The 13,708-nt window shown below is 39.4% G+C and carries 13 protein-coding genes and 2 tRNA genes; 1 reads left to right on the top strand and 14 read right to left on the bottom strand.

Annotation, left to right across the window (positions count from 1 at the left end):
* Positions 1-91 precede the first annotated feature (91 nt).
* From DS885_RS04680 to rlmE, 14 genes are all read right to left on the bottom strand, one after another.
* Positions 92-694, bottom strand: a complete 603-nt coding sequence (locus tag DS885_RS04680; protein ID WP_113818241.1) for a protein-disulfide isomerase — start codon at positions 692-694, stop codon at positions 92-94.
* Between the two features lie 24 nt (positions 695-718).
* Complete coding sequence (locus DS885_RS04675; protein WP_113818240.1) at positions 719-928, bottom strand: hypothetical protein; 210 nt, start codon at positions 926-928, stop codon at positions 719-721.
* 27 nt (positions 929-955) lie between these two features.
* The gene (gene truB / locus DS885_RS04670; protein ID WP_113818239.1) at positions 956-1,897 is read right to left on the bottom strand and encodes a tRNA pseudouridine(55) synthase TruB; all 942 of its coding nucleotides are present in this window, start codon (positions 1,895-1,897) and stop codon (positions 956-958) included.
* Entirely contained in the window at positions 1,897-2,307 is a 411-nt protein-coding gene (gene rbfA, locus DS885_RS04665; protein WP_113818238.1) for a 30S ribosome-binding factor RbfA, read from the bottom strand. The genes truB and rbfA overlap by 1 nt, the downstream gene beginning before the upstream one ends.
* A 91-nt stretch (positions 2,308-2,398) precedes the next feature.
* The gene (gene infB / locus DS885_RS04660) at positions 2,399-5,050 is read right to left on the bottom strand and encodes a translation initiation factor IF-2 (protein ID WP_113818237.1); all 2,652 of its coding nucleotides are present in this window, start codon (positions 5,048-5,050) and stop codon (positions 2,399-2,401) included.
* Between the two features lie 25 nt (positions 5,051-5,075).
* A complete protein-coding gene (gene nusA / locus DS885_RS04655) occupies positions 5,076-6,578 on the bottom strand; it encodes a transcription termination factor NusA (RefSeq protein ID WP_113818236.1) in 1,503 nt (500 codons plus the stop codon).
* Positions 6,579-6,592: 14 nt separating this feature from the next.
* The gene (gene rimP, locus DS885_RS04650; protein ID WP_113818235.1) at positions 6,593-7,051 is read right to left on the bottom strand and encodes a ribosome maturation factor RimP; all 459 of its coding nucleotides are present in this window, start codon (positions 7,049-7,051) and stop codon (positions 6,593-6,595) included.
* A 279-nt stretch (positions 7,052-7,330) separates the two neighbouring features.
* Positions 7,331-7,407, bottom strand: a tRNA-Met gene (locus tag DS885_RS04645).
* A 314-nt stretch (positions 7,408-7,721) separates the two neighbouring features.
* Positions 7,722-7,806: transfer RNA gene (locus DS885_RS04640), tRNA-Leu, on the bottom strand.
* An 11-nt stretch (positions 7,807-7,817) separates the two neighbouring features.
* On the bottom strand, positions 7,818-8,141 hold the full coding sequence (gene secG / locus DS885_RS04635) for a preprotein translocase subunit SecG (protein WP_113818234.1): 324 nt from the start codon (positions 8,139-8,141) through the stop codon (positions 7,818-7,820).
* A 219-nt stretch (positions 8,142-8,360) separates the two neighbouring features.
* A complete protein-coding gene (glmM, locus tag DS885_RS04630) occupies positions 8,361-9,692 on the bottom strand; it encodes a phosphoglucosamine mutase (RefSeq protein ID WP_113818233.1) in 1,332 nt (443 codons plus the stop codon).
* 34 nt (positions 9,693-9,726) lie between these two features.
* Positions 9,727-10,557, bottom strand: a complete 831-nt coding sequence (gene folP, locus DS885_RS04625) for a dihydropteroate synthase (RefSeq protein ID WP_113818232.1) — start codon at positions 10,555-10,557, stop codon at positions 9,727-9,729.
* A gap of 79 nt (positions 10,558-10,636) precedes the next feature.
* The gene (gene ftsH / locus DS885_RS04620) at positions 10,637-12,574 is read right to left on the bottom strand and encodes an ATP-dependent zinc metalloprotease FtsH (RefSeq protein WP_309472379.1); all 1,938 of its coding nucleotides are present in this window, start codon (positions 12,572-12,574) and stop codon (positions 10,637-10,639) included.
* 51 nt (positions 12,575-12,625) lie between these two features.
* Entirely contained in the window at positions 12,626-13,279 is a 654-nt protein-coding gene (rlmE, locus tag DS885_RS04615) for a 23S rRNA (uridine(2552)-2'-O)-methyltransferase RlmE (RefSeq protein WP_113818231.1), read from the bottom strand.
* A gap of 109 nt (positions 13,280-13,388) precedes the next feature.
* On the opposite strand from rlmE, the gene yhbY reads away from it, so the two are divergent.
* Positions 13,389-13,685, top strand: a complete 297-nt coding sequence (yhbY, locus tag DS885_RS04610; RefSeq protein WP_113818288.1) for a ribosome assembly RNA-binding protein YhbY — start codon at positions 13,389-13,391, stop codon at positions 13,683-13,685.
* Positions 13,686-13,708: the final 23 nt, after the last annotated feature.

The following is a 13,708-nucleotide window of genomic DNA, read 5'->3' as shown; positions in this document are numbered from 1 at the left end:
TTTAGGTATTAAGAAGTGCAATAAGTAACGGTTAACAAAAAAGGGAATGTGTTTTAGCACATTCCCTTTAATAGTCGCAGAATGGTAAGGACTAACCTTGTAGCTGTTTCTCTACATCGGCCACAATGCTTTGTGGGTTACTCAAATATTGAGCATGATTTAACAGTACGGCATTATCATTGTGTACCAACAATAAAGCAGGGAAAGAAGCGGTCCCCATAAAGCCTTGTAATTCGCTAATGTCTGATTGAACAAACATGGCATCTTTACTTAACTCTTCTTTAAACACCTTATTAGGTATCGAGAGTTTTAGCGTTTCGGCTAATTCGGTAAAATCAATTTTTTTACCTAAAGAGTTACCTTCAACAAAATGTGCATGTTGTAAGGCTTGTAATACAGGCAATAATTTCTCTGGTTGCTTAGCAGCAATCCAGGTTAATAAATTGGCACTGATAATACTGTTTTTAGGGCTATCTACAAAACGAACATAGTCCTGAGAAAAAATAACATCACTCTCTTGCTCTACAGATTTAAGCGTATTAAATCCAACACTATTACTACTGTCATAATGCGCACAGTGCCATGCATTTATTTCCATATCAGGAAATGCATTTTCCAGTGCAACTACTAATGGGGTTGCTGCATAACTCCATGGACAATGAGAGTCGTAAATAAAATATAGTTCTGAGCTCATTAAATATTACCTCTACCTGAACTTTTACTGTTCGAGTTCTAAATTAATCTGGGTACAACCTTTACTACATTGTACGCCACTTTCACCTTCGCTAAGCACACTTAAGGTTAATGGTTTATCACAGGTTTCACAAAGTACCGTCTGGCCTTTTGCAATACGCTTAATAACGTTACGTTGCTGGTTAAAAGAGTCAGCGGCCGTTTTATTAATTTGAGAAAAGTCTATTTTAGTCATATTGATACCCATTCACTAGAAATACAATTAAGAGAGATCTAAGTTAGCTAAGCGTTTTGGCGCAATTAAACCATCATCATTCATTTGTCCAACACCAATAAAGGTTTTTTGATCACCTACTGTGATTCTAACAATCGTATTGTCTGGTGCACCAAACACTTGTACAGGTTGGCCATGTAATACATAGGCGCCCATTTCATCAGAAATATTTACTTCCGGGTAATTTTTGACAGCCGTATCCATCTCTAATAATAGCGGGTCTAACAGATCGTATGGGCTGATATCTTCCGTTTTCGCTTTTACAATTAATGCTTCAAGCTCTTCAATAGTGACCATACGTTGATATGGGTAATCAGCAACTTGTGTACGACGTAACATAGAAACGTGTGCTCCACAGCCTAATAACTCCCCTAAATCATCGACAATTGTACGAATATAAGTGCCTTTACTTACATGGATATCGAGGTCAACTTCATTGCCTTCAAAGCGCAATTGATTGATCTCATAAACCGTAATTGGACGAGCCGGACGATCAATGGTGATCCCTTCACGTGCATACTTATATAGAGGCTTACCTTCAAATTTCAAGGCTGAATACATAGAAGGCACTTGTTCAATCTCACCACGGAATGTATCCAAGGCTTGATCAAGTTGCTCTTGTGTCACTGCAACAGGCTTTTCACAGACAACATCACCCTGTGAATCACTGGTATCGGTTCTTACACCTAATGTTGCGGTCACTGTGTAACGTTTATCAGAATCTAATAAAAACTGTGAAAACTTAGTCGCTTCCCCTAAACAAACAGGCAACATACCAGTCGCAAGTGGATCTAATGCGCCAGTATGTCCTGCTTTTTGTGCAAAGAAGATACGTTTAACACGTTGTAATGCATGATTGGAACTGATGTCCGTAGGTTTATCTAATAAAACGATGCCATTAATCGGGCGACCCTTTCCACGTTTTGCCATTACTGTGTTTCCTCTTCTTGCTCGTCTTCACGACCCGCTTCTTTTAATTTCACTTTATCGTTTTTCACTGCGCCACTTACTAGCTCAGAGATACGTAGACCTTCAGTTAATGTTTCATCAAAGGTAAAACGGATTTCCGGCACAATACGTAAACGCATTGCTTTACCTAGTAAACGACGAATGTAACCAGAAGCAGCATTTAAGCCTTTTAATGATTCTTCGTTTGTTTGGTCACCAATTGTTAAAAAGGTAACAAATACCGTTGCGTAAGCTAGGTCACGAGTGATATCTACACCAGAGATAGTCACCATGCCAATACGTGGATCTTTTACTTCTTGTTGTAGAATTCGTGCAAGTTCTTTTTGTACTTGCTGAGAAACTCGAGAAGTACGGCTATATTCTTTTGCCATTTGTAACTCCTAATCAGCACCCTTTTAAGTGCTGTTTAAATAAGAATGGAGGCAAAAGCCCCCATTCGTCATCAATATTCAGATATTAAAACTAAAGAGTACGTTTAACTTCAATAGTTTCAAATACTTCGATTTGGTCGCCTACGCGTACATCGTTGTAGTTCTTAACACCGATACCACACTCAACACCGTTACGAACTTCGTTTGCGTCATCTTTAAAGCGACGTAGTGACTCAAGTACACCTTCGTAGATAACCACGTTTTCACGTAGTACACGAATTGGGTTGTTACGTTTGATAGTACCTTCCGTCACCATACAACCAGCGATTGCACCAATCTTAGGTGATTTAAATACTTCACGTACATCAGCAATACCTGTAATTTCTTGTTTGAACTCAGGTGCTAATAAACCACTCATTGCAGAGCGTACTTCATCAATTAGATCATAGATGATGCTGTAGTAACGTAATTCAACTGCTTCGTTATCAATTAATTTACGCGCAGATGCATCAGCACGTACGTTAAAGCCGATTACGATTGCGCCAGACGCTGAAGCAAGAGATGCGTCAGTTTCGGTAATACCACCAACACCACGACCGATGATATTTACTTTAACTTCATCTGTAGATAGTTTGTTTAGTGACTCACAAATCGCTTCAAGTGAACCTTGAACGTCAGACTTAAGTACAACATTAAGTTCAGATACTTCACCCGCTTCCATGTTAGAGAACATGTTTTCAAGTTTCGCTTTCTGTTGACGAGCTAGTTTGATATCACGGAATTTACCTTGACGGTATAATGCAACTTCACGTGCTTTCTTCTCATCTTTAACAACTGTCGCTTCATCACCCGCTTGTGGAACACCTGATAAACCAAGTACTTCAACAGGGATAGATGGACCAGCAGACTCAATTGGCTTACCGTTTTCATCACGCATTGCACGAACACGTCCGTATTCAAGGCCACATAATACGATATCGCCTTGTTTAAGTTCACCTTGTTGTACCAAGATAGAAGCAACTGGACCACGACCTTTATCAAGACGAGATTCAATAACCACACCTGATGCTGGACCTGTAGAAACCGCTTCTAAATCTAACATTTCAGCTTGTAGTAAGATGCTGTCTAGTAAGTCATCAACACCAGTACCTACTTTTGCAGAAACGTATGAGAAGATGTTTTCACCGCCCCATTCTTCTGAAATAACGTCGTGTTGTGAAAGTTCCGTTTTAACACGGTCAAAATCAACGCCTTCTTTATCTATTTTGTTCACTGCAACCATTAATGGTACACCAGCAGCTTTAGCATGTTGAATCGCTTCAACAGTTTGTGGCATAACACCATCATCTGCTGCAACTACTAGGATTACTATGTCCGTTGCTTTAGCACCACGTGAACGCATTGACGTAAACGCCGCGTGTCCAGGAGTATCTAAGAACGAGATCATGCCTTTATCTGTGTCTACATGGTAAGCACCGATATGCTGTGTAATACCGCCGGCTTCACCGTCAGCAACTTTTGCACGACGAATGTAATCAAGTAATGATGTTTTACCGTGGTCAACGTGACCCATGATAGTAACAACAGGAGCACGAGATGTTTTAGCACCACCTTGTTGCGCTTCAGCCATTACAGACTCTTCTAACTCATTTTCTTTGGTTAGGATTACTTTATGGCCCATTTCTTCTGCAACAATAGAAGCAGTTTCTTGGTCGATTACTTGGTTGATAGTTGCCATTGCACCCATCTTCATCATAACCTTGATCACTTCCGTTGCTTTTACAGCCATTTTACTTGCTAGCTCTGCAACTGAAATTGTTTCACCAATTTTAACGTCACGCTCAACTTTAGCAGCTGGTTTTTCAAATGCTTGTTGAAGTGCAGAAGGAGTTGCTGTTGCCCCTTTCTTACCACGACGGTTGTTACGACCGTTGCGACGAGAGTAAGGTGTTTCAAGTGGCTTATCTGCAACTGCTTTCTTTTTCTTTTTACGGTGAGTTGGACCTTCCGCTTTTGCATCAACAGAATCTTCTGCTGCACGAGCTTCTGAAGAAGTTGTTACGTGGTAATCAGCACCTTCAGCTGCTTTACGGTCAGCTTCTTCTTTTGCCCAACGCGCTGCATTTTCTTCAGCTAGTTTTTTAGCGTTTTCAGCTTGTAATGCTGCTTCTTTTTCAACTTTAGCTAGCGCTTCAGCTTCAGCTTTTTTCTGTAGGTCAGCCGCTTCTTTTTCTAATTGAAGTTGCTCATCTGTTTTAGTTGATTTAGAAGTCGCTTGTTTTTGCTTGTTTGCTGCAGCTGCTGCTTTTGCTTTTTCTTCCGCTTCTTTCTTAGCTGCTAATTTCTCAGCTAGTACTTTTTCAGCTTGCTCTTTCTTCGCATCTAATTCTGCTTGGATTTTTGCTTCAGCTTCTGCTTTGATTGCTTGCTCTGCCGCTTTTTCAGCTTGAATCTCTTCATCAGTACGCTTAACGAAAGTACGTTTTTTACGTACTTCAACGTTTACTGCGTTTGATTGACCTTTTACGTTTAACGTTGTTTTTGTTTTACGTTGTAAAGTCATTTTTTGTTTTTGCTCACCACCATGTTGTTTTTGTAGGTGACTTGTTAATTTCTCTTTTTCTTCAACGCTTACTGTGTCGCTAGCTTTCTTAGTAATACCGGCAGCCGCAAACTGCTGAACTAACGCATCTTCAGATTTATTTAAGTCTTTTGCGAGGTCTTTTAATAGAATTTCTGACATTATTTATTTCTCCATACTGACGCTATTATGCATCTTCACTAAACCAACAGATGTTACGAGCAGCCATAATTAGCTCTGCTGCTTTATCTGCATCTAGTTTTTCATCAATCTCTAGTAGATCATCAACAGCTTGTTCTGCTAAGTCTTCTAACGTAACTACACCTTTACTTGCCATAACAAATGCAAGGTGAGCTTCTAAGCCTTCAAGTGCTAATAGATCATCAGCTGGTTTTGCACCTTCAAGGCTTTCTTCTTCAGCAAGCGCTTTTGTTGCTAATACATCTTTCGCACGAGTACGTATCTCTTCAACCATCTCTTCATCAAGACCGTCGATAGCTAGTAGCTCCTCAGCAGGAACGTAAGCAATCTCTTCTAGAGAGCTAAAGCCTTCCTCAACCAATACACCAGCAAAGTCATCATCAATTTCTAATGCAGACGTAAACAATGAAATAACATTATCAGTTTCAGCTTGGTGCTTAGATTGCAGTTCAGCTACTGTCATTACATTTAATACCCAACCAGTAAGTTGTGATGCTAAACGAATGTTTTGACCGTTACGACCAATAGCTTGTGCTAGGTTATCTTCTTCTACTGCGATATCCATGCTATGTGTATCTTCATCAACAACGATTGAAGCTACTTCAGCTGGTGCCATTGCATTAATTGCAAATTGTGCTGGATTCTCATCCCATTGGATAATATCAACACGCTCACCGCCAAGCTCATTTGATACAGCTTGAACACGTGCACCACGCATACCAACACATGCACCGATTGGGTCAATACGTTGGTCGTTTGTTTTAACCGCTATTTTAGCACGAGAACCTGGATCACGAGCAGCGCCCATCAGGTCAATCATCTCTTCAGCGATTTCTGGTACTTCTAAACGGAATAATTCAACTAACACTTCAGGTTGAGTACGCGTCATGAATAATTGCGCACCACGTGCTTCAGGACTTACCTTGAATAATAAACCACGTAGACGATCACCTGGACGGAAGTTTTCACGTGGTAACATTTCATCACGGAAGATAACCGCTTCAGCATTGTTACCAAGGTCTAATAAAATACTATCACGAGTCATACGTTTAACCACACCAGTGATTAACTCGCCTTCTTTCTCTGCATATTGTGCAACAACTTGTGCACGCTCAGCTTCACGTACTTTTTGTACGATAACTTGCTTTGCCGTTTGTGTTGTAATACGGTCAAATGTCACTGAATCAATCTGATCTTCAATGAACTCACCTACTTGAATCTCAGGGTTATCGTATTGTGCAGCTTCAAAAGTCATTTCTTTTGCTGGGTTTTCCATTTCAGCATCAGTCGCAAGCACTAACCAGCGACGGTATGTATCAAAATGTCCCGTTTCACGATCAATATCAACACGTACTTCAATTTCTAATTCGTATTTCTTTTTAGTTGCGATAGACAATGCACTTTCTAATGCTTCAAAAATTGCTTCTCTCGGTAAGCCTTTTTCATTTGAAACCGCTTCAACAACCAATAAAATTTCTTTATTATTCATTTTTAACGCCTTAATTAATCAAATTTTGGAACTATATTCGCTTTCTGGATATTACTCAGCGCGAAGCGCTCTTCTTTACCCTCAACTGAGATGGAAACAATTTCTCCATCTACACTACTAATAACACCTTTCCATCTGCGGCGATTTTGAATCGGCATACGCAATTGGATTTTCACTTCTTCACCTATAAATGCAGCATATTGTGCAGCATTAAATAAGGGTCTTTCCATACCTGGAGACGATACTTCTAATGTGTATTCATTGGTGATTGGATCTTCAACATCCATAATCGCACTTACTTGACGACTTACCGCAGCACAGTCATCAACTAAAATACCTTCTTCTTGGTCAATATAAATACGTAATGTTGAGTGCTTACCCGCACGAACATATTCAATACCAACCAATTCGTAGCCAAGATCTTCCACACTTGGCGCTAACATTTCCGTTAGACGCTCTTCTAAACTTGCCAAATCTATCCCCTTTCAGAAACAAAAAAAGGGCATATAGCCCTATTTAATTAACAACTTATGTTTATTTTTCATAAACATAAGTTGTTAGAAAGCGTACCAATTTAAAAAATCAAATACGCAAATAACAAAAAAGCCCCAATAAATTGGAGCTTCATTCTTTTTGTTTGATTAAATCAAACAAGATATTGCTATTGAGCACTGCAATATCGAATGTAGTAATAAAGTAAAAAATCACTTTATTCACCTTAACAAGCTAATCATAAACTACCTTGTAGAAAGTGGTTGCGAGAGCTGGATTTGAACCAACGACCTTCGGGTTATGAGCCCGACGAGCTACCAAGCTGCTCCATCTCGCGTCCGAACTATTGTTTAAACATTATTTAAAACATTCAAACTAAAACTTTAATGAAGTGATAAATCACTTGTTGCGAGACCTGGATTTGAACCAACGACCTTCGCCTTTTACCGCTAAGAAAGAGCCCGACTAACTTCTACCAAGCTGCTCCATCTCGCGTCCGAAACTGTTGTTTAAACATTACTTAAAACATTCAAACTAAAATCTTTTATCTGAGGCTTAAACAAATAATCTTACTGTTTGTTTATTTGATTGCCTTGAAAACGCGCATATTATAGCGAATGACACATACTAGCGCAATCAAAAAACATAATTTGGTGCGGATAGAGAGACTTGAACTCTCACGGCCTAAGCCACAGCCCCCTCAAGGCTGCGTGTCTACCAATTCCACCATATCCGCTTTAAAAACTATTACTCAGGAATTTGAGTAGAGGTATCAACTTCAACAGGAACTTCAGAAACCTGTTCAACTTCTAAGTTAGAGAACTCTTCGTTTGTTGAAACGTGATGTGAAGACAGGTTACCTAATACTAAGCTAAGTACAAAGAACACTAACGCTAAGATACCAGTAGTACGAGTCATAAAGTTACCTGAACCACTTGCACCAAATACTGTGTTAGAACCACCAGAGCCAAAAGATGCGCCCATGCCTGCTCCTTTACCTTGTTGGATTAATACAAAACCAACTAAAATAATTGAAACAATTAAATAAACAACTAACAGTATTTCATACATATTCACATTACCTAATTTATCTTATTAAAACTTCCTGTGCTCCCACAAAGAAGCGGACGAATACTACCCAATGCTGGTGCAGATAACAAGTGAATATTGATACAAATTAATTACTTGTTATTGCAACCGACTAAACCGTTTAAAAAAACATCAAATAGTTTCACATATAATAGTAAGCCTACATTAAATCATTTAATTAGGCTTACTTAACAACCTTGTTTAAACCTTTACTTTACTCGCAAGCGATTTAGCATAGCCTAACACTTTTTCTTCGCTTTCATCAGCTTCAACCATTACTCTGAAGACAGGTTCAGTACCCGATTTACGTAATAAAACACGCCCTTTTTCACCTAATAAGGCTTCGATACGCGCTAACTCTTTAAGTACGTCTTCATCTTGTAATGGATCAATTTCATTGTTGTAACGGATGCTTTCTAGTATTTGCGGGTATTTTCTCATACCTTGGCGTAAATCGTGTAGATTCATACGACTACCTTGCATTGCACCCATTACTTGTAACCCAGACACGATACCGTCACCCGTTGCTAAATGCTCAGCACAAATAACATGGCCAGAGTTCTCAGCGCCAATAGTCCAACCATTTTTCTTCATTAGCTCCATTACATGGCGATCACCCACATCAGAACGGTCAAATGGGATACCTAAAGTTTTAAGCGCTTGCTCTAAACCTAAGTTAGACATTTTAGTCCCGACAGCACCACCATTTAAAGTACCTTTACGCAGTTTATCACGCGCTATAATATATAATAGCTCATCGCCATCTAGTACATGACCAGTATGATCGACCATCATCACTCGGTCACCGTCACCATCAAAAGCCACACCAAAGTCTGCTTTTTCTTCAATAACACGCTGAGATATAGCATCCATACTAGTTGCACCACAATTAAGGTTAATATTAACCCCATTTGGCTCAACACCCATGGCAATCACTTCTGCACCTAACTCGCTGATCACAGAAGGTGCAATATGGTAAGTTGCACCATTAGCACAATCGACAACCACTTTTAAACCAGCAAGGCTAAACTCAGATGGGAAAGTACTCTTACAGAACTCTATATAACGTCCTGCAGCATCATTGATACGATATGCTTTACCCATTTCACTGCTATCAACACACTTTAGTTCTTTATCAATTTCAGCTTCTATTTCTAGTTCAACTTTCTCAGATAATTTAACCCCTTCATGGGAAAAGAACTTAATGCCGTTATCGTAATACGGGTTATGAGATGCACTGATAACAATACCAGCCGTTGCACGGAAAGTATGCGTCAGATAAGCGATAGCCGGTGTTGGCATTGGCCCCATCAATACAGGGATAATACCAGCGGAAGTCAAACCAGCTTGTAATGCAGCTTCTAACATGTAACCAGAAATACGTGGATCTTTACCTATTAATACTTGTTTATTGCCCGATTTAGCTAATACACGGCCCGCAGCCCAACCTAGCTTTAAAGCAAATTCAGGCGTAATTAAAGACTCACCTACTTTGCCGCGAATACCATCGGTACCAAAATACTTTTTATTCATAAAATAACTTTTACCATCGTCGGGGATACCTTTACTATTTGAAGGTATTTATTTGCTGTAATACTTTCATGACATCAACGGTTTCTCGGACATCGTGAACTCGGATAATTTTTGAGCCTTGCTGCATGGCGATCATTGCCCCAGCTAAACTTCCTGCTAAACGGTCATTTATATCACGATTTAGTAGTTGACCAAACATTGATTTACGAGAAACACCGGTTAGCACCGGAAATCCTAAGTCAATGAAACCTTGAGTTGCATTAAGCAGGTCAAAATTATGTTGTAAGGACTTACCAAAGCCAAAACCTAGGTCAATAATAATATTTTCTCGCTTGATGCCTTGGTCAATACACTGCTTACTACGTTCAATTAAAAATGCTTTTACTTCTGCAACAACGTCTTGATAGTCCGGTGCGCTTTGCATACTTCTTGGCTGGCCTTGCATATGCATTAAACAAACGGGTACACCAGCTTCAACTGCTGCTGCTAATGCCCCTTCTTCTTGCAGCGCTCGCACATCATTAATAATATCAGCCCCTGCTTTTACAGCTTCGCGCATCACTTCTGCTTTACTTGTATCAATAGAGATCCAGCAGTCTAACTCTTGTTTAATAGCTTGAATAACAGGTATGACTCTCGCTAACTCATCTGCCAACACAACATCATCAGCACCAGGACGTGTTGACTCTCCACCAATATCAATAATGGTAGCACCTTGCTCAAGCATCTCTCTAGCACGCCCCACCGCTTGCTCTACTTGTGCAAACTTCCCACCATCTGAGAATGAATCAGGAGTTACATTTAAGATCCCCATAATTTGTGGTTGGCTTAGGTCGAGTTGTTTATGTCGGCTGTTTAATATCATGGCTTCACACTTAAATTGGTTAATAAAAAAAACCTAAGCAAGCTTAGGTTTTTTTAGTGGGAGTATACAAACAATATAATTATTTATTGTCTTTATCTTGCTCACTTTCTGTTGATTCTGTTTCAGTTGTTGTTTCTGTTTTATCTTGCTCAACAAAATCTTCAACTTTATCAGCAGTTACAGGATCTTTAACTGACTCTAACTCTTTTTCATCATCCCAATCACTTGGTGGACGAACAGTTACTCGAGCCATTAGGTCATCTACTTGCTCAGTATCAATAGTTTCATATTTAACTAATGCATCTTTCATAGCATGTAAGATATCAATGTTATCAGTTAATAGTTTGTAAGCACGTTGGTAGTTAGTATCGATAAGTACTTTCACTTCATCATCAATTACTTTACCCGTTTCATGCGAAACAACATTAGAACGTAAACTACCTTGCTCACCAGTTAATAGAATCGGACCTAGTTTTTCAGAGAACCCCCATTCCGTTACCATTGCACGAGCAATTGCCGATGCTTGTTTGATATCTTGTGATGCACCTGTTGATACTTTTTGTGCACCGTAGATAAGTTCTTCAGCAATACGACCACCATAAGCAACCGAAATACTACTTTCTAACTCATCTTTATTTTGCGAAATCTGATCACCTTCAGGTAAGAACTGAGTCACACCTAATGCACGTCCGCGAGGAATGATGGTTACCTTATGAATTGGGTGATGCTGCGGTACTAATTTAGCCACAATCGCATGCCCTGCTTCATGGTAAGCCGTAGACTCTTTATCTTTATCAGTCATCACTAGGCTACGACGTTCTGCCCCCATTAGGATTTTATCGCGCGCTTGCTCAAAGTCTTCTCTTGAAACAGTACGTTTATTACCACGTGCAGCAAATAATGCAGCTTCATTCACTAGGTTTGATAAATCAGCACCAGAGAAACCAGGCGTACCACGAGCTAATACAGACGCTTTTACTGCATCATCCAGTGGGATTTTACGCATATGTACTTTTAAGATCTGTTCACGACCACGTACATCCGGTAAACCAACAACTACTTGACGGTCAAAACGACCTGGACGAAGTAATGCAGCATCTAATACGTCAGGGCGGTTAGTTGCAGCAATAACGATAATACCTTCATTACCTTCAAAACCATCCATTTCTACTAGCATTTGGTTTAATGTTTGCTCACGCTCATCATTACCACCACCCATGCCTGCGCCACGTTGACGACCTACAGCATCGATTTCATCGATAAAGATAATACATGGTGCAGACTTTTTAGCTTGTTCAAACATATCACGAACACGTGATGCACCAACACCTACAAACATCTCAACAAAATCAGAACCTGAAATTGAGAAGAAAGGTACTTTTGCTTCGCCGGCAATCGCTTTAGCTAATAATGTTTTACCTGTACCTGGAGGACCTACTAATAACACACCAGTAGGAATACGGCCGCCAAGCTTTTGGAATTTGCTTGAGTCTTTTAAGTAATCAACTAATTCAACAACGTCTTCTTTAGCTTCATCACAACCAGCAACATCAGCAAAGGTTGTTTTGATTTGGTCTTCGCTCATCAATTTGGCTTTACTCTTACCAAATGACATTGCGCCGCCTTTACCGCCACCTTGCATGTTACGCATAAAGAAAATCCAAACACCAATTAATAGCAGCATTGGGAACCATGAAACAAAAATAGACGCTAGGAAACTAGTTTCCTCTGGAGGTGTACCCTCTACTTTTACGTCATTTTTAATAAGGTAATTAACTAAGTCCAAATCTGGTGCAGGGATGTAAGTAACAAACGGTGTTTGGTTACTTTTTAAGCCCTTAATTTCTTGACCATTAATTTGTACTTGTTGGATCAGCCCTTGGCTTACTTCTTTGTTAAAACTGGTATAGTCGATTTGTGATTTATTCGTGTCGTCTGATCCAAATCCTTGGAATAAAGACATTAAGACTACTGCGATGACTAACCACAATATCAGGTTTTTTGCCATATCGTTCAAGATGTAAACCTCATGTTTAAAATGAATAGAATATAATAGTAAATCAGATTACTACAGTTTAAAACCGGTCGCCACTAAATAAACCTCGCGAGATCTCGCTCTTGAAGAATCGGGTTTTCTGGTTTTAACTGATTTGAATAATTTTCGTACTTCACTCAAGTAAGATTCGTATTCTGCTCCCATGAAAACTTTGACGATAAAGCTGCCATCTTTCACTAAAACATCACGACACATATCTAAAGCCAGCTCTACTAAGTACATCGATTTCGGTTGATCAATACCAGCGTTACCGCTCATATTTGGTGCCATATCTGATAACACCACATCAACTTTATTATCCCCAATACGTTGTAATAAAGCATTTAAGACCACTTCCTCGCGGAAATCACCCTGTAAAAAGTCCACACCAGCAATCGAGTCCATAGGTAAAATATCACAGGCAATCACTTTGCCTTTCATGCCTACTTTATCAACAGCCCATTGAGACCAACTCCCCGGAGCCGCACCTAAGTCAACCACTGTCATACCAGGGCGGATTAACTTATCTTTACCGTTAATCTCATCTAATTTAAACACAGCACGAGAGCGAAGCCCTTGCTTGTTGGCTTCTTTCACATACTTATCATTGACGTGTTCCTGCATCCAACGTTTTGAACTGCCTGATGCACTCTTTTTAAGACGATTTGTACTGTCTGGTTTTGCCACAATGACTTCCTTAGCGAACGAATATTAGGATAAATAATAATCTAAATAGTAAAGGTTAATATTTAAGGGTAGAATGAACCGTTTTCAACCCTTAATGAAAGATATTTGCATGAAATTATCAAACAAACAGAAACAATTTTTAAAAGGTTTAGCACATCCTTTGAAACCAGTAGTATTACTAGGACAAAATGGCTTAACCGAAGGTGTATTAGCTGAGATCGAAAATGCGATCAGCTTCCACGAATTAATTAAAGTAAAAGTAGCAACGGATGACCGTGAAACTAAACAACTTATTATTGATGCTATCGTACGTGAAACAGAAGCGTTAGCGATTGCAAAAATTGGTCATATTGTTGTTTTATACCGCCCAAGCGAAGCTAAAAAAATAGAATTACCACGTAAATAATAACGTTTTATACCAATTGTATT

It is taken from the genome of Psychromonas sp. B3M02 (assembly GCF_003318165.1).
GTDB lineage: Bacteria > Pseudomonadota > Gammaproteobacteria > Enterobacterales > Psychromonadaceae > Psychromonas.
This window is presented reverse-complemented; position numbering and strand designations above follow the sequence as displayed.